Raw genomic sequence first — 16,893 nt, 5'->3', positions numbered from 1 at the left:
GGTTAGCAAATACACAAAAAACAATATTGAGAGTAAACTAATTAAATGAAAAATCAAAATAAATTAGAGATAATAGGATTTATAATTTTAGTAATCGGAGGAGTTTTATTTCTAATCGACAACTTCTTGAATTTAGAATTCTTAGACCCAATACTAGAAGTTAGAGAAATCATTTTATATTTTGGACTTGCGATTTGGGCATTAGGATTGATGAAAAAAGAAAACCTCAAAAGAAAAAACTCAGAAAGAAAAGCAAATGGAAATATCGATAAGACCGGTAACATTAAGTGAATTGGAGATAATTTATAAAATTGAGGAAAATGTATTTTCCCCAATGAACTATCCACTATTTGTAATTAGACAGTATTATGATTTATTTTCAGATTATTTTCTTGTTGCCGAAAATGAAGAAAAGGAAATAGCAGGATATGTTCTTGGAGGAATTAATCCTAAAGAGAAAGTTGGCTGGATACTCGCTCTGGCAACTGAAAAGAGGTTTAGAAAACAAGGAATAGGCCTAAAACTAGTTTCGACCGTTATAAAAAAAATTAATGAGTTGGATATTGGCAGTATTATTTTGACCACCGAACCAGATAGTCCTGCAGTTGATTTTTATAAAAAAATAGGGTTCGAGATTATTAAAAATGATTCAAACTATTACGGAGGTAATTCACAACGAGTACTAATGGAATTAAAATAAAAGAATTTCTACATTTTTGATATAAATAATCCAGGAATATATGATAAAAATAAATAGAGAGAATTTTCGCGTTCTTGTCAACAAAACAAAAGTGTAATCACTAAACAAAACATTGTAAATTCTTTGATTTAACTGCTGTAAAATGAGTAAATTTAGAATCCATAAATAAAGATTTTGGTACAACCTATTCTTGATTAAGATGTAGGTCATAGTTTTCTATTCTGTATGTAGTAAAGTCTTTAAATTTTAAGATAAAAACAAGATATGCTATATACAATAATAGGAGCAGGAATCGGAGGATTAACCACAGCTTTAGCTTTTGAAAAATGTGGGATAGAGTATCAGATATTCGAAAAAGCTCCTGAGTTAAATGAAGTAGGGGCAGGGATTTGGCTCGCTCCAAATGCTTTGCAGGTGTTCGAATGGCTTGGGATACTAGACGATGTTGTAACAAAAGGAAATTCTATCGATAGAGTAACCGTAGGTACATCTGATCTGTCGCCTTTATCAGATAGTTTTCAACATGATGTAAAAGACAAATTTGGGTACTCTACCATTGCTATTCATAGAGCAGAACTTCAGAAATTATTACTTCAACAAGTTCCAAAAGAAAAAATTCATTTGGGAAAATCGTTTAAAGAATTTAAAGAAGCAGAAGAGGGACGAATCCTGGTTACTTTTAATGATGATTCTAAGGTCAAAACTGATTTTTTAATTGGTGCCGATGGAATTAATTCTAAAATACGAAATCAGCTTTTTCCATCAAGCAAAACAAGATATTCTGGCCAGACCTGTTGGAGAGGGATCGCAGATTATACGATGGATGCTGATTTTGAACACAGAGGAATAGAACTATGGGGAAATCAAATTCGATTTGGAATCTCAAAAGTAGCCAAAGATAAAGTGTATTGGTTTGCAGTCTCATTAAGCAAGCCAAATCAGAAAGATGATGATACATTGATAAAAGATAAGCTGTTGAAAACATACGCTAATTTTCATCCATTAGTCAAAGAACTCATCGCAGCTACATCTCAAGATAAAATAGTGAGAAATGATATCAGTGATTTAATACCACTTAATCATTGGTATAAAAACAACATTTGTCTAATTGGAGATGCAGGTCATGCCACAACTCCAAATATGGGGCAGGGAGGAGCACAAGCTATCGAAGATGCTTATTATTTGAGTAACCTTATTAAAAACGAAAATAATACGAATGTTTTCAGGCTATTTCAGGAAAAACGAAAACAAAAAGTAAATACAATAGTAAAACAATCCTGGGCTACAGGAAAAATGGCACATTGGAAATATGGAAAAGGAATGAGGAATTTTATACTAAAAAGTATTCCAAAAAACTTGATTCAGAAAAAAATGAATGAGATGTATCAATTAGAAAAAGTATATTAACTTTATATAATAATATAAATGCAGGATAAGAATATTGAAGTAATAATTAACGATAATACAAAACTATAAAAATGGAATCACCAAGTAGCATTACCATCAACGGATATAACCATGTTTCTTACCATTCTGATGTTTTCTCTGAAGAAGAGTTAGTTTTAAAAAGTAAATCATTTTATGATTGGTTAGACAAAAGGAGATCTGTGCGAGATTTTTCTGACAAACACGTTCCAAAAGAGGTTATTGAGAATCTTATCAAAAGTGCTTCTACTGCTCCATCTGGAGCACATAAGCAGCCCTGGACATTTTGTGCCATTTCTAACCCTGCATTAAAAACTCAAATCCGTAGAGAAGCAGAAATCGAAGAAAAAACCAACTATGGGAATAGGATGAGTGAACGATGGAAAAAAGACCTCGAACCACTAGCTACCGATATGAACAAACCTTTTTTAGAAATCGCTCCCTGGTTGATTATAGCATTCAAAAAAGCATATGAATTCGAAGAAAATGGTGATAAGCATAATAACTATTATGTGAATGAATCTATAGGGATTGCGTGCGGAATGTTAATCTCTGCAATTCATAATGCTGGATTGGTGACATTGACCCATACCCCAAGTCCTATGAATTTTTTGACAAATATCCTTAAAAGACCAGCTAATGAAAGAGCTTTTTTATTACTCCCAGTTGGCTATCCCAAATTTCCTGCCTATGTGCCGGATTTAAAAAGAAAAGGATTGAATGAGATGACCGTTTTTTATGAATAAAATTAAAAACCTAAAGTAGAATTACTCTTTGTAATAAGGAAAAAAATCGAATTATTTCATAACCTGGATTAGAGATTTATGCACTAATCTTTTCGAAGACGCAATAATTTCTGGATTGATCATTACAATAATACCCTGCATTATTCTTTTTTTTGATTTTTTCGCCTACAGGCGGAAACCCTAAAAGAGTCAACATATTTTCAATATTCGACAAATCATTAACCGAAGTATGATTAAAAGAAATATGAGAATAATCACTATGGATATACACATTCGAAATATTTTGAATCTGCAATATTTCCTTTTTTAGGGCTATAGCGCAATTATTGCATTTTAGATTTTGAATAGGGATTGTATTTCTAAACACCATAACAATTGTATTAAAATACTCTTGATAAATTAAATCCAAAGAAAAAATCTCCACCTAACCAATTATCGATATAACCACAGCTAGAATCTTGTTAATGTTTGATATTGATTTCATAATTTGTGTGTTTGGTTTATATTTATTTTAAATTTTGTCTCATGCTTTTGTCTTTTGATAATTTTTTTGAGAAAAAGTTACAAAATCTTGTGCCTTTTTTATGAGTAGAATCTCTAGAGGAAAAAAGAGGTTTGGGATAACTTTAAAAAGAAATAGTCATGTATGATAATGTGTAATCTGTAAAGTAGAAATGATACTATTTGAAACAAAAAAGCTGTTTGTGAGACATCTAGAGGATAGTGATCTAGAATCTTTTTATGATATGCAAGGCAACCCTAATGTAATGCGATATATCAAAAAAACGATGAATTTTGAGGAGAGTAAGCAAGAATTGAATCGTTTTATTGGGTATTATAAGGATACGGATATTTTTTTTAAAATCTGGGCAGTAATAGAACGTAATAGCGATCAATTAGTAGGTATATGTGGAGTATATGAAAATGATAGATCAGAATTTGAAATAGCTTATCGGTTAAGAGAATGTTTCTGGGGAAATGGATTTGGTAGAGAAATAGCAAAAGGATTGTTTGGATACTGTTTTGACCAAATTAAATTAGATGAGTTAACTGCATACGCAAGTAAAGATAATATAGGTTCTATACGTATCCTTGAAAAAGAAATGAATTATGTTGAAGAATTTTATGCAGAAAAAGAAAATAGTATAGAACGAAAATATAGGTTAAGAAAATAGAACACCTGATGATACCGATGAATTAAGATATCATATTAAAGAAGTTGAATACCTTTTTAGAGATATTAATTTTTTTTTTGACAAAGGGGGTAGGGTATCTAGAAAGTAAAGCGTTATAAAGAAGTAACAAATTTGTAAATCTGTAATAACACTAGAGTTTAAGGGACAAAATGAATTCTGTAATTCAGATTTTTTTAAATTTATAGATGGGAAGAATTATTTCTTCCCATTTTTTTTGATGTATAGTTTAAGATTTAAAATATAAATTCTTTTACACCTATTTGGCTGTCTATCGTTGCATCCTTATATTTTAACGTCCAACCCAGAGAATTAGTAAGGATATATATTTTCTGCAATTCACTAATGAGTCGATTTTGTGAATTGGTAACAAGTGTAGATTTTTTTACTTTTTTATCTAATTGCTCCATCACTATTTTACGTATAGCGTTATGATCTTCGGGGTTAAATTTATTAATAATCCCTTCTTCAATATCATGATATTTTATTTCCGGATTAATATTAACCTCTGCAGCAGGGATTCTTGTTATAGTAAGTGTTTTTGTTTCTTGATCAATAACATGTTCAATCTTTCTTAAGTCATAAGAGACTTGTACATTGGCATTAACCATTACAATTATTTTTTTCTTTGATGAGATTACTTTAAAATAGGTTTTGTCATTTTTATAAGTAATTATATCAGAAAAGTGTCCTTCTGTAACCACGAGCTTACCAACGTTTTTGATTTGATCCAGAATAAGACCAGAAGATGCTACTTCTGTTTTTTGGGTATTAGATTGATCAATAACATATTTGATTCCAAATACCAAGAGTGCTGTTAAAAGTGCACCGAGTAGAAAATTACGCATACATCTATAGTATCAAGTTGAGTATAAATGTACACAAAAAAATAGCCTTCTTATAAAGAAAGGCTATTTGTAATATAAATAAAAGAGTATTTTTTTAACGTTCCTGTGGTGGATATTTTTCTAAGATTGCAGTAACAATCTCATTCATTTTTTCTTGCTTTTTGTTCACATCCTTGGTTAATGCTGCAGAACCCATTCCTTGCCAGACCAATTCCTTTTTAGAGGCATCTATAAGGTCTATATAGAGAGTGCCTTCTGTAGTCGTAGAAACAGTATTGTATCCAGCTCCCCAGAACCATGGATTCCACCCCCATCCATAACCCCATCCATAGTTATTTTGATAGATGTTTACATTTTCCTTAGTCTTTGTAAAAATACTTACCAACACATCTGGATTTGCTGATTTTGCAAAACCTTTTGAGGTCATATCTGCTTCGATAGCACGCAGGATACGTTTTTTGTCAAGATCGCTAATTTCTGCTTTGTCGATTCCAGGCTTGTAAAATGCAAAGCTTTTATAAGTGTTAAAATCAGCCTGCTTATCATAATCCGAAGCAACACGCACTGTGGAGCAAGAACTAAGAGTTATGATAAGGATTAATGATAAAAGTGAAAAAAATTTCATAATCCTAGTTTTTTATAATATCAAATAGATTTTGTGATGATTGAGAAAGATAAATACATTTTATCAATCATTTAATGAGCATTTGATATACGTTTAACAATAGCTATATTCAATAAATTTAACCACAATAATCGTACCATGAGACAGATAGCAAATCTATTTTTTAGAATAACTATTTGTTTTTTTGTCATAGCCATACGGGCAATGCCTGCAACCACTCTCACAACAATAGCCTCTTCTTAGGTGATATTGTTCTGTAAAACAACGATACCCTTCTGGAGTGATATAATAATCTCCTTCTTTTGGAGTTAATACTTTTTTAGGATTGTCCATAAGTTACAAAAATAGTATCTTGCAGTTATATGCCCATTGTTGTTAACAAATATTTGATAGGTCGCCATTTTGTTGGTATCGCTCTTTGGCCTTTTATTGTGATTAATAATTCTTTCCTCAAAGAGGATGAAGTCTTTATTAATCACGAAAAAATCCATTTAAGACAGCAGGCAGAACTGTTAGTTGTACCTTTTTATTTTTTTTACTTTACAGAATATTTGTTTAGAGTTATTCAATATAGAAATTTACAGCAAGCCTATCGTAATATTTCTTTTGAAAGAGAAGCATATCTTAATGAAGATAACCTCGATTATCTCAAAACCAGAAAACTCTGGAGTTTTATTAAATATCGATAAATGCACATTTTTTCTTCGGAAACACCACTTTCAAAAAATCAATCAATTACGCATTCTATTTTGGACAAAGCCGGAGTGTTTCTTGATATCAAAAGAGAAGATCAAATTCATAAAGACGTTTCGGGTAATAAATTCAGAAAATTAAAATATAACCTTATTGAAGCTAAGAGGTCTGGTTGCACTACTGTACTTACCTTTGGAGGAGCCTATAGCAATCACATTGCTGCAACTGCTGCTGCAGGAGAAATCATGGGATTACAAACCGTAGGAATTATTAGAGGAGAAGAACTGGCCGAGGATCTTGAGAAAACACTATCAGAAAATGACACCCTTCGATTTGCTAGTGCTTCAGGAATGCGTCTTAAGTTTATTAGCAGAACAGCATATCGAGATAAAACATCTTTAGCTTTTTTAGAACAACTAAAGGATGAGTTTGGTTCATGTTATATTATCCCCGAAGGAGGAACTAATGATCTGGCTGTTAAGGGGTGTGGGGAAATATTAACTGCGCAAGATAGTGACTATGATGTTATTTGTTGTGCAGTAGGAACGGGAGGCACAATCGCAGGAATCATTAATAGTACAGAGCCTCATCAGACCGTTATGGGATTTCCTGCTTTAAAAGGTGATTTCCTCGACAAAGAGATTAAAAAATATACATCAAAAACCAATTGGAGACTCATTCATGAATATCATTTTGGAGGATATGGTAAAATAAACCAAGAAGGAGTTGAGTTTATGAATGTGTTTAGCGATCAGCAACATATTGCGTTAGATCCAGTCTATACAGTTAAGATGGTTTTTGGTATTTTTGACCTGGCACAAAAAGGTGTTTTTAAGAAAAATACTCGTATTTTAGCCATTCATACCGGTGGTTTGCAAGGGATAGCCGGAATGAACAAAAAATTAAAGAAAAAGAAACTACCCCTTATTACAATTGAATATTAAAATGAGGAAATTTATTGTATTGTTATGTATTGCTATGGTTATGATTTCTTGTGGAGGAAGCAAAAAGGTAACATCTTCGAGAACGCATAAACCTAAACCTAAACAAACGGTTATAACCAAGGCTGAACAAAGCCCTAAAAAAGTTATAGTAGAAGAGCATACTACCAGAAAACCACTTCCTGCATTGTCGTATACCGATAAAGTGCAACGCTATATTAATGAGTTTTCGGGTATTGCTAAAAGTGAAATGAAAACGTACGGGATCCCGGCTAGTATCACATTAGCACAAGGGATATTGGAGTCTGGAGCGGGATATGGAGATCTAACGCAAAGAGCAAGAAACCATTTTGGGATTAAATGTCATGATTGGGAAGGAGATCGGGTATATCATGATGATGATCGTTCTCAGGAATGTTTTAGAAAATACAATAAGGCAAGTGAATCATTTAGAGATCATTCTTTATTCTTAAAAGATAGAAAACGATATTCCAGACTGTTTACATTTAAGCAAAAGGATTATAAATCTTGGGCACGTGGTCTGCGTGAAGCAGGTTATGCTACCGATAAAAAATATCCACAAAAACTTATTGCCATTATAGAACGTTATGATTTAGATAAATTTGACGATGAGGTACTTGGCACAAAACCTTTAAGAAAAAGTAAAAAAAGCGAAGCTGTTGCGATTATAACTTCCATTTCTAATAAGGATGGCTATACAGTAAAAAAAGGAGACACTCTATATTCGATTTCCAGGAGATATAAAATCTCTGTAGAGGAACTCAGAGCATTTAATAATCTGGTCAATAATAATATCTCGGTCGGGCAAGTTCTTAAAGTAGCAGCTGCCGACGAAGAGGAAGAAGATTTTAATTAAGCATGATCTATAAAAGAAGTATTGCGCTATTTACAGCAGCGCAAAAAGTGATCCCGGGAGGGGTTAACTCACCAGTACGAGCCTTCAAAGCTGTAGGAGGAGACCCTATATTTGTTACAGAAGCCAAAGGAGCATATTTGTATGATGAAGATGGTAACCGATTGATAGATTATATCAATTCTTGGGGACCTATGATTTTGGGACATGCACACCCTCCTGTAGTTGATGCAGTTATTGATAAGGCCAAAAAAGGAACTAGTTTTGGAATGCCAACAGAAATTGAAACTCAGATTGCAGAACTTGCTGTTGCCATGGTACCTAATATCGATAAAATACGATTTGTAAACTCGGGTACCGAAGCCTGTATGAGTGCTGTACGATTAGCACGTGGATATACAGGAAAGGATAAGATTATTAAATTTTCAGGGTGTTATCACGGACATAGCGATTCTTTCCTGATCCAGGCAGGAAGTGGTGCCGTTACCTTTGGAAGCCCTAACAGTCCGGGTGTAACTAAAGGAACAGCACAAGATACTTTATTAGCAAGGTATAATGATTTGGATCATGTAGAACGTATTATCATGTCTAACAAAGGAGAGATTTCCTGTATTATTATAGAACCTATTGCCGGAAACATGGGATGTATCCCACCGGTAAAAGGATTTTTAGAAGGACTAAGGTCTTTATGTGATGCTCATGATATACTGTTAATTTTTGATGAGGTAATGACTGGTTTTAGATTAGCCAAAGGAGGAGCACAAGAACTTACAGGTGTAGATGCCGATATTGTTACTTTTGGTAAAGTAATTGGAGGAGGGTTACCTGTTGGAGCTTTTGCAGCACGTTCTGAAATTATGAATCACTTAGCACCTCTTGGACCAGTGTATCAGGCAGGAACCTTGAGTGGTAACCCATTAGCTATGGCGGCAGGATTGGCAATGCTTACCGAGTTGAATAATACCCCAGAGATTTTTAAAAGCCTGACCGATAAGACAGAATACTTACATCATGGAATTGCTAATGCCCTGGATGAGCATAATATCACTTATACGATCAATAGAATTGGTTCTATGATTTCGGTTCATTTTGCCGAGGATGCTGTGGTGGATTTTGATACTGCTGCAAAAGGCAATAACGATACTTTTAAGAAGTTTTTTCATGGGATGCTAGACAACGGTGTTTATATAGCACCAAGCGCTTTTGAGACCTGGTTTATAACCGAAGCACTTACTTATGAAGATCTGGATGAGACTATTGCTGTAGTACAAAAAGTAGCTAAAACACTTTAGAAGATAAACAAGATTAATTATTGACTGGGGTGTAAAACTCTTGGGGTTGTGATTTTTTCAAATTGAATTCCTCCAGTTCCCTGTATGAGGATATTTTTAGAAGTTAGCACTTCTTGATTTGTACGTAGTTTAACGGTTAAAGTATTTTCTCCTTTCTTTAATGGGACTCGAGTATAAAATATTTTTTTAGGTAAACTCTGCCAATTACGTGTATCGGCACCTTCGGTTAATGCATTAAAAACACCTAATAAAGCTCCTAAATCGCTATTTTGGTTTTTTACTATATATTCTGAAACTTTCTTTGTTCCTAGTCGCAAAGCTATTTTTCCGATCTCTCTAAATGTTCTGTCTTTTAAAGTTTTAAAAGCAATTTCTTCATAATCTTGTGTTAGTTCAAAGGAATATGATAAACTATCCACTTGTATCTCTGCATTATTGTATAGAGATTGCTGTCTCACATATTTAGGGTATGCAACATTAAAAATATCCAGATCAGAAAAATCAGAATTATTATCTCCTCCAGTTGGTATCGGTAATGGTAAATTTAAAGAGAGATCCTCATTGATAATGGTTAGAAACCCGATTTCGTTACCTGGCAAGATGGTAAACGTATAAAAGGTTTCATCTTTATAAGGAGCCAGTCCGTTTTCCCAAAAAATAATTGCTTCTCCACCTTCAGTGGACTTTTTAGGAATATAGGTAGTGTTTAATAGGTTTTCATAACGTTCTATTTCATCGGTAAATCCCATAACACTTGCTGTATGAAACATATCCTGGTAAAGTTGCTCGGGTATATTAACTCCAATATAAGTACCTTGGTTTTCTACAAACAAGTCTACAGCATTGCGATACGCAATAAATGCATTGTTTATATCTCCTGAAGCTTCGTATAATAGACCTTGCAATATATGAGCAAATGCATCATCATTATATCTATTCTTTTTCTCAGGAGGATAATTTTCATTTATTCTTTGTAGTTGTAATGAAATGCGTTTAGCTTCAACAATAGCTTCGTCGTATTTGTTTAAAAATATATAGTTAAGTGCTTTGTAATAGTGTATTGCAACTTTTTCAAAATCTTCACCTTTATATGTTTCTTTTTCGGGATTTAAAAGAATTCCCAGAACTTGATTTCCTATAGCTCTTTTATTAGATTCTATAAACAGATCTGCTTCGTTTAAAAGTTTATTACTTAAGGTATAATTACCTGCCAGGTATGCTAATTTCCCTTTTTCTAATAAGTATAGAAGATGATTTCTGGGTTTTCCTAAAAATTTATTTTTCTCAATTACCTCCATAGCACCTTCTACATCACCTTGTTGCACCTTTCCTTGAAAAAGTGCACTCTTGGTATGATAACTACCACAATTGCTAAGCAATATTGAAAGGCAACACAATAGTGTAGCACGAAAGATCATTTTTATATGGATCATGTTCAATTATCAAAAAAGCTTTCCTGAGAAAGCTTGGTGTTTTGTTTGAATTTAGAGTATCAAGAATTAGTTTTTAACAAACTTTTTTATTTTTTTATCTCCGATCCATACTTTCTCATTAGTCTGAATATTTGTTAGTTCCAGGTCGATTTGATAGTATACTACTTTGTCCCTTTTATGTGCATCGACTATAGAGTTAATATTACCTTGAAGCATATAATCTGCTCCGGTTTCTAATCCAAATTTTTTGACGGTAGATATAGAGGAATTGTCTTGTTGATCGGCACGTTCTGCTCTTAGTTCTTCACGCATTTTACCACCTTGTACTACTCTAACTTTTTGTCGTTGAATAAATGCCTTCTCTATATCTTTAATAAAGGTTTCACTTTCTATATGCTCATGTGATTTATTACGTATTAAACCAACTATAACCACCGGTTTTTTCCCTTTTTCCTGAACATGATCGGTTATCCAGTTTGCTGTAAGTACTTCTTGTGTTAGTTCTTCTGCTGCAAAGCGTGAATCAGTATCATTCCATCGTCCGCTAATATCAATTTGTGTATCCGGAGCTACACGTGTAATTTTTCTTGCGCATGAAGAAGTTAAAGATATTACCAGTAATACTGCTATAGCAGCGATTAATTTTCTCATTTTGTGATTTTTATTTAATGTACTTTAATTATTGTTTTTTTAATACTACTACCAAAGGATGCATGCTCCTAAAATTCCTAATGTTAACCAATTATACCCATACGATCTATGACCATAATAAGATCCATAGTCATAATATCTGGTATTTTCGATACGTGCTAATCTTCGTTCATGTCTCCAGTATGCTCTTTGTGATCTGTATTGTCTTCGTAATGAGCGTAGTTCTCTTTTTTCTTCAAGAGGATCAATAGCTTTATAGGTTTCCTGTGCAGTAGTACCTTGTTGTAATGTGTATTCCTGACTATTTTTTAAAAATCTATTCATAGCCACTTTATAATTAGGATTTTGGTCTTCTGCGAGTTGTGCCTCTTGTGTATACCCAATACACCCTATTATAACAAAAACGAATACTGAAAATATGTTTCTCATAATGCTTATAGATTAGTTTCCATACAAATATTACCTAATAGTAAATGACAATTTAAAAGCCAAAGGGTTGCATCATATGAGAAAATAATTTTCATATCTATGAAACTATTTTGGCTTTTCAATTTATATACACAACATTTAGTATTGATGTTACCCTATTCTAAAAATGTTAAAATTTGTCTAATCAAAATTTGTTAGGAGCGGATCAGGCGGTATTTCTAATTTTACATAAAAAAAACCAACGAAGTTAACTTCGTTGGTTTTTAATTGTTTCCAAAATGGAATAACTAGGCTATTGATTTACTGGCGTAGGAGCGAATAAATCGGGAATTGGATTTGGTATGTTAGCATTACTATCTAACTCATCCTGCGGATATAAAAATCGTTGTGGATTAATTGTGGTAGTGGTATTGTTTAAGGGAAAAGGAACAATAACATCACTATCGGATTTTAGTAATCTTCGAGCATCGTTAAATGGCATATAGGTACTAAACCCTGTTACATAACGTTCTTCGATAATCTCTCTTAAAATTGCTCTGTCTACCGCTATATTATCAGCATTTTCAATTCCTCCTGCTTGAAAATCTGCCAGAACATATGGGTCATAATTAAATGTATCAGCTGCATCGATAAGGTTAAATGCATTTCCAGAATCCAGATAAGTTCTTAATTCATTGAGTTTATCAATTGCTCCTTGATTGTCATTATTAACACGTAAGATACATTCTGCCCAGATCAATAGATTTTCTTCGTAGCTTACTAACTTCATAGGAGTAGATGGTCCATCGATACCATTCTCTTGTTCACCATCACCATTAATGTAAGAATAGTTTCTACGAGCAGTTTCATCTGTCTTGGTATTATTTCTGCCAGAAGCATTAGCAGGATCTATAAGGTCCCGGTAAAAGGCATTATCGCCAGTCATATCACCTGCACGACTACTGTTTACAAAATTAAAAAGAATATTACTGTTGGAGTCGACAGTACCAATAGGTTTATAAGCCATGGTTCCAGATGCACTGTTAATACCATTTACTACATTGTTTAATGCCAGATTGTACTGTTTGGTTTGTAAATAATATCGAGCTTTTAGAGTGTATGCTGCTGAAACCCATGCTTGTCGATCTGATAAATAAAAAATATCTGGTGTTTTTTCTTGATCATTGAGTAAGAGAGTAGTGGCTCCATTTGTTAACTTAGGAATAGCATTGTCTAATAGAGTTTGTAAACTAGCATATACATCTGCTTGCAAATCTAGGTCTGGATCAGGAGATTCCAAACTTGGATTGTCAGGTAATGCTTTGCTATAAGGTATATCACCAAATAAGGAAGCTCCAGTTCCTACGGCTAATGCTTCATTAACGTCTATCATTCCTTGTAAAAAACCTATTTCCGGAGAAATCCTTCTAATTTCCTTATTTTGAACTAGTATTCCGTTATAGATCAATTCCCATACAGCATCAGAATCACCCGGGGTATAATCATAATTATAGAGTGTTTGTTGTACCAGATTTAATCCAATAAGTCCACCAGAATAATACATAGAAGTTCTGGCCAGTTGTCCTTGTTGTACCTGTGCATTGGCCAAGAGTGTTCCTTTTAATAGAAGATCTCCAGATGGAACTTCAACCAGCTGATTTGGATTTTCATTAACATCCAGATAATCTTCGCAGGAGAACATCGTGATTACGATACAGGATACTATTATTTTATATATAGTCTTCATGATTTCGTTTTTTAATAATTAAACTTAATACTAAAAGCATAGGTTCTCACTCCTGGATTCGAGAAATAATCCAGTCCTTTTCCTCTACCGACCCCAAATTGATTTACATCAGGATCTATACCAACTACATCGGTCCAGATGACCAGGTTTCTTCCAGAGGCTGTAAATTCAATAGAGCTTAATCCTGTTGTTTTTTGTAGCCCTTGAGAATTAAGTTGGTAGGATAATGAAAGTTCTCTAAACCTTGTCCAGCTAGCATCACCAACAGCAAATTCATTTAATTTACCATCTCCAAAACCATATAGGTTTCTATAATAACTCTCATCTAGCAATACATTTCCATTTCCGAAGTTACCTATATTAGCTCTTACGCTTGTACCTGCCGGGACAACATCTCCATTAAAATTCACCAGATCTTCATTTAGAGTAATGGTATTTCCTACATCTCCGTGGGTCCCGAAGTATGAAGTAATGAAACGGGTTCTTTGAGCCATATCATTACCTTGACTGGTATCAAACAATGCTGATATCGATATATCTTTATAAGATACACTTAATTGTAAACCTCCTAACCAATCTGGATTAGGATCTCCTACCACTTTATTACCACCAGTATCTACTATTGGAAAACCATTGGCATCTAATACCAGGCTTCCATCAGCATTACGTTGGGCTCCCTGTGTATACAAAACTCCTAATGGTTCTCCTTCTATGGCTACAGATTGGATAGAACTACCTGGGGTAAAGCTAACAACTCCTCCTCCTTCAATCTTAGAAACCAGATTTTTATTGGTGCTAAAATTTATTGCAGCACTAGCTTTCCAATCTCTGTTTTTTATAAAATCATATTTCAATTCGACTTCAAATCCTTCATTTTCTATCGTAGCTCCATTTCCATAGATCTCAGAAAACCCTAATGTTGGAGGTATTGCTATATTCAGTAATACATCTTTAGTTTCGTTTTTGTAATAGGTAGTCGATAGTGAAAGCTTATTGGTGAAGAAACGAAAATCTAATCCAACCTCGTATTCTGTTTTGATTTCTGGTTTTAAATTTGGATTCCCAAGGCGTTCATCGAATTGAAATCCTCCTCCAAAATCTTCCAGTGCTATCGCATCAGAAAAAGTAGAAAAAGATCCTACTTCAAAAACAGTCTCCTCTCTATGCGCCAGAGGAACATTACCTACCTGACCAAAAGCGAGCCTGAGTTTACCGAAGGATAAAGGATCAAAACCATTGATCAAACGACTAAAAGTCCATCCTAATTCTGCACTCGGATAAAAGAATGCATTGTCACTTTTAGGGAGTACAGAATGTTTTTCATAAGCTCCTCCGAGAGTTAAAAACAATTGATTGGCATAATCAAAATTAGCAGTACCATAGAAGCGGATATTTCTTCTCGAGGTTCTGGTAATCTCTGAGGAGATATTTTCTTTTGCCGAGATTTCTACAGGATCCAACGGTTTTCTGAAATTGGCAATAAAATTATCTGCTTCAATGAAATGTCGTTTTCTTCTCCTGTCGTTGATACCATATCCTACTATTACATTGGTGTTTAGTTGTTCGGTTAATGCATATCTAAAAGATGTTAGTATATCCATCGTATATTCTTCATTATTTATGGTTTCGTCATTAAGTAAACCAAACCTTCGAGCAGAACTTGCAGTATAGTATGGGAAGAAATATACCCTGTTATCAGAATAAAAATCTGCACCTCCTCTAAGGATAGAATTGATATTATCGTTCCATTGATATTTTAATTCTGCTGTACCAATAAAACGATTTACTTTGGCAGTACTTCCTTGTTCATTGATTGTCCAAAGGGGATTATTATAAATTGCGTTGTCACTATTTCCAAGATATCTTCGGTAAGAACGATGACGTGATTGTACAATAGTCCCAGAGCCATTATTATAATCTCCTTTATAATCTGTGATATCAAAATCTGGTGAAGTACGCAGTAATCCCAGGTATAATCCCGCAGTATTAGAACCTTGCTGAATTCTGTTAGAACTGGTATGAATGTAATTTCCTTTGATATTAGCAGTAAGCCTATCTGTAAAGTTTTGAGAAGTAGATAAGGTGAAATTAGTTTTTTTATAAAAACTATTTTTAATCGTTCCGTCTTGATCTACATGGCCTCCACTTAAGAAATAGGTTCCTTTTTCATTTCCTGTACTTAAGGTGAAACGGTTATCGAGTGTGATCCCGGTACCAAATACTTTATCAAAATTACTATCGACATATTGTTCTCTTCTATTTTTTTGAGTAATTGGATAAATAGTATTATTGGATACCAAAGATTCAAAAAACTCACCGGTAGTATCTACATCGTCTTGAGCTCCACTTCTGTCTGTGATTCTATCTCCCCAGGAGAAAGCAGATGTTGGGCTATAATTACCATTGGTACCTTGCCCAAAAGATTGTTGTAATGGATGTTTGTAAGAGACTTCATCAATAGAAACACCAGAAGAAAAGGTAATTCTCATTTTACCTTTTTTACCTTTTTTGGTGGTAATTACAATTACTCCGTTAAGCGCTCTTGTTCCATACAATGCTCCGGCAGAAGCTCCTTTAAATACCTGAAAAGATTCAATATCATCGGGATTAAGGTCATTAAGTCTGGATTGCTGTGACACTCCGGCAGAAGTATCTCCACTACCAGAACCTTCTATTGTATCATTGTTTAAGGGTACTCCATCTACAATAATTAGAGGTTGACTAGAGCCTCCCAGAGAACTTGTTCCCCTGATTTGAATATTAGAACCAGCTCCGGGATCTCCAGAGGTGGCATTGATACTTACACCAGCAGCTTTACCGGCTATACCATCAATAATCTTATTTTCTACAGGTTGTACTAGTTTATCTGCATCGATTTTAGAATAAGTAGAAGATAGTTTATCTCTTTTTTCTACAAACCCTAAAGAGGTTACAATAACTTCGCCTAAGGCTTCTGCATCTTCCTGTAAGATAACATCGATTGCGGTTTGATTAGCAATCGGTATTTCTCGCGTGACATATCCCAAATACGAAAAGACTAATGTTTGATCAGTACTTGCTTCGATAGTATACTTACCGTCAAAATCTGTCGTCGTTCCAGTCCTAGTTCCCTGTACTAGAATTGTTGCCCCGGGTAAGGGACCTGATATGTCCCGTACAGTCCCTGTTATTGTAGTTTGGCTATAGCCAATACTCGATAGCAGTACTGCACACATTAAAATTAAGAGTTGTTTTCTCATACAATTGTGATTTGATTAGACATGAATTAAAATGATACTACATTTTAGTTAGTGAATTATAATTTTGAATATTTTGGG

18 protein-coding genes are annotated in these 16,893 nt (G+C 33.9%); 9 read left to right on the top strand and 9 right to left on the bottom strand.

Annotated features, from left to right (window positions below):
- Nucleotides 1-45 precede the first annotated feature (45 nt).
- From AAFU52_RS03700 to AAFU52_RS03685, 4 genes are all read left to right on the top strand, one after another.
- Nucleotides 46-291 (top strand): hypothetical protein, encoded by a 246-nt coding sequence (locus AAFU52_RS03700; protein ID WP_024771821.1) that lies wholly within the window; start codon nucleotides 46-48, stop codon nucleotides 289-291.
- Entirely contained in the window at nucleotides 257-700 is a 444-nt protein-coding gene (locus AAFU52_RS03695; protein ID WP_084050491.1) for a GNAT family N-acetyltransferase, read from the top strand. Before AAFU52_RS03700 ends, AAFU52_RS03695 begins: the two co-directional genes overlap by 35 nt.
- 264 nt (nucleotides 701-964) lie before the next feature.
- Nucleotides 965-2,107, top strand: a complete 1,143-nt coding sequence (locus AAFU52_RS03690) for an FAD-dependent monooxygenase (protein WP_438425515.1) — start codon at nucleotides 965-967, stop codon at nucleotides 2,105-2,107.
- Nucleotides 2,108-2,178: 71 nt separating this feature from the next.
- Nucleotides 2,179-2,871, top strand: a complete 693-nt coding sequence (locus AAFU52_RS03685; protein WP_438425512.1) for a nitroreductase family protein — start codon at nucleotides 2,179-2,181, stop codon at nucleotides 2,869-2,871.
- Nucleotides 2,872-2,947: 76 nt separating this feature from the next.
- Here the strand turns inward: AAFU52_RS03685 and AAFU52_RS03680 are convergent, their stop codons facing one another.
- The gene (locus AAFU52_RS03680) at nucleotides 2,948-3,241 is read right to left on the bottom strand and encodes a hypothetical protein (protein WP_159025632.1); all 294 of its coding nucleotides are present in this window, start codon (nucleotides 3,239-3,241) and stop codon (nucleotides 2,948-2,950) included.
- Nucleotides 3,242-3,575: 334 nt separating this feature from the next.
- On the opposite strand from AAFU52_RS03680, the gene AAFU52_RS03675 reads away from it, so the two are divergent.
- Nucleotides 3,576-4,046: a GNAT family N-acetyltransferase gene (locus AAFU52_RS03675; protein ID WP_159025631.1), complete on the top strand. Its 471-nt coding sequence runs from the start codon at nucleotides 3,576-3,578 to the stop codon at nucleotides 4,044-4,046.
- A gap of 254 nt (nucleotides 4,047-4,300) precedes the next feature.
- On the opposite strand, the gene AAFU52_RS03670 is transcribed toward AAFU52_RS03675, so the two are convergent.
- The 3 genes from AAFU52_RS03670 to AAFU52_RS03660 all read right to left on the bottom strand — a co-directional run bounded on the left by AAFU52_RS03670 (nucleotide 4,301) and on the right by AAFU52_RS03660 (nucleotide 5,870).
- Nucleotides 4,301-4,912: a DUF4230 domain-containing protein gene (locus tag AAFU52_RS03670; RefSeq protein WP_438425510.1), complete on the bottom strand. Its 612-nt coding sequence runs from the start codon at nucleotides 4,910-4,912 to the stop codon at nucleotides 4,301-4,303.
- A gap of 94 nt (nucleotides 4,913-5,006) precedes the next feature.
- Nucleotides 5,007-5,537 (bottom strand): DUF4136 domain-containing protein, encoded by a 531-nt coding sequence (locus AAFU52_RS03665; protein WP_024771828.1) that lies wholly within the window; start codon nucleotides 5,535-5,537, stop codon nucleotides 5,007-5,009.
- 156 nt (nucleotides 5,538-5,693) lie between these two features.
- On the bottom strand, nucleotides 5,694-5,870 hold the full coding sequence (locus tag AAFU52_RS03660) for a DUF5522 domain-containing protein (protein ID WP_159025630.1): 177 nt from the start codon (nucleotides 5,868-5,870) through the stop codon (nucleotides 5,694-5,696).
- A 29-nt stretch (nucleotides 5,871-5,899) separates the two neighbouring features.
- Here AAFU52_RS03660 and AAFU52_RS03655 point away from each other — a divergent pair, with 29 nt between their 5' ends.
- From AAFU52_RS03655 to hemL, 4 genes are read left to right on the top strand one after another with little or no spacing between them, the layout of a single operon-like run.
- Entirely contained in the window at nucleotides 5,900-6,226 is a 327-nt protein-coding gene (locus AAFU52_RS03655; RefSeq protein ID WP_024771829.1) for a hypothetical protein, read from the top strand.
- Nucleotides 6,227-7,174 carry a 1-aminocyclopropane-1-carboxylate deaminase/D-cysteine desulfhydrase gene (locus AAFU52_RS03650; RefSeq protein ID WP_438425507.1) on the top strand — a complete coding sequence of 316 codons (948 nt, stop codon included), beginning with the start codon at nucleotides 6,227-6,229 and terminating at the stop codon, nucleotides 7,172-7,174.
- A gap of 1 nt (nucleotide 7,175) precedes the next feature.
- Nucleotides 7,176-8,048 carry a glucosaminidase domain-containing protein gene (locus AAFU52_RS03645; RefSeq protein WP_035092840.1) on the top strand — a complete coding sequence of 291 codons (873 nt, stop codon included), beginning with the start codon at nucleotides 7,176-7,178 and terminating at the stop codon, nucleotides 8,046-8,048.
- 2 nt (nucleotides 8,049-8,050) lie between these two features.
- Nucleotides 8,051-9,337, top strand: coding sequence for a glutamate-1-semialdehyde 2,1-aminomutase (gene hemL / locus AAFU52_RS03640; RefSeq protein ID WP_438425505.1), 1,287 nt, complete (start codon nucleotides 8,051-8,053; stop codon nucleotides 9,335-9,337).
- A gap of 17 nt (nucleotides 9,338-9,354) precedes the next feature.
- On the opposite strand, the gene AAFU52_RS03635 is transcribed toward hemL, so the two are convergent.
- The 5 genes from AAFU52_RS03635 to AAFU52_RS03615 form a co-directional block, all read right to left on the bottom strand.
- A complete protein-coding gene (locus AAFU52_RS03635; protein WP_438425503.1) occupies nucleotides 9,355-10,770 on the bottom strand; it encodes a COG3014 family protein in 1,416 nt (471 codons plus the stop codon).
- Between the two features lie 66 nt (nucleotides 10,771-10,836).
- A complete protein-coding gene (locus AAFU52_RS03630; protein ID WP_106793254.1) occupies nucleotides 10,837-11,421 on the bottom strand; it encodes a penicillin-binding protein activator LpoB in 585 nt (194 codons plus the stop codon).
- A gap of 48 nt (nucleotides 11,422-11,469) precedes the next feature.
- On the bottom strand, nucleotides 11,470-11,850 hold the full coding sequence (locus tag AAFU52_RS03625) for a hypothetical protein (RefSeq protein WP_438425500.1): 381 nt from the start codon (nucleotides 11,848-11,850) through the stop codon (nucleotides 11,470-11,472).
- Nucleotides 11,851-12,142: 292 nt separating this feature from the next.
- Nucleotides 12,143-13,576 (bottom strand): SusD/RagB family nutrient-binding outer membrane lipoprotein, encoded by a 1,434-nt coding sequence (locus AAFU52_RS03620; protein WP_438425499.1) that lies wholly within the window; start codon nucleotides 13,574-13,576, stop codon nucleotides 12,143-12,145.
- A gap of 11 nt (nucleotides 13,577-13,587) precedes the next feature.
- Nucleotides 13,588-16,815: a SusC/RagA family TonB-linked outer membrane protein gene (locus AAFU52_RS03615; protein ID WP_438425497.1), complete on the bottom strand. Its 3,228-nt coding sequence runs from the start codon at nucleotides 16,813-16,815 to the stop codon at nucleotides 13,588-13,590.
- Nucleotides 16,816-16,893 lie beyond the last annotated feature (78 nt).

The sequence above is a fragment of the Aquimarina macrocephali genome (assembly GCF_051627225.1).
Taxonomy (GTDB): domain Bacteria; phylum Bacteroidota; class Bacteroidia; order Flavobacteriales; family Flavobacteriaceae; genus Aquimarina; species Aquimarina macrocephali.
Note: the sequence above shows the minus strand (reverse complement) of the source record. Positions and strands in the feature narration are given on the sequence as shown.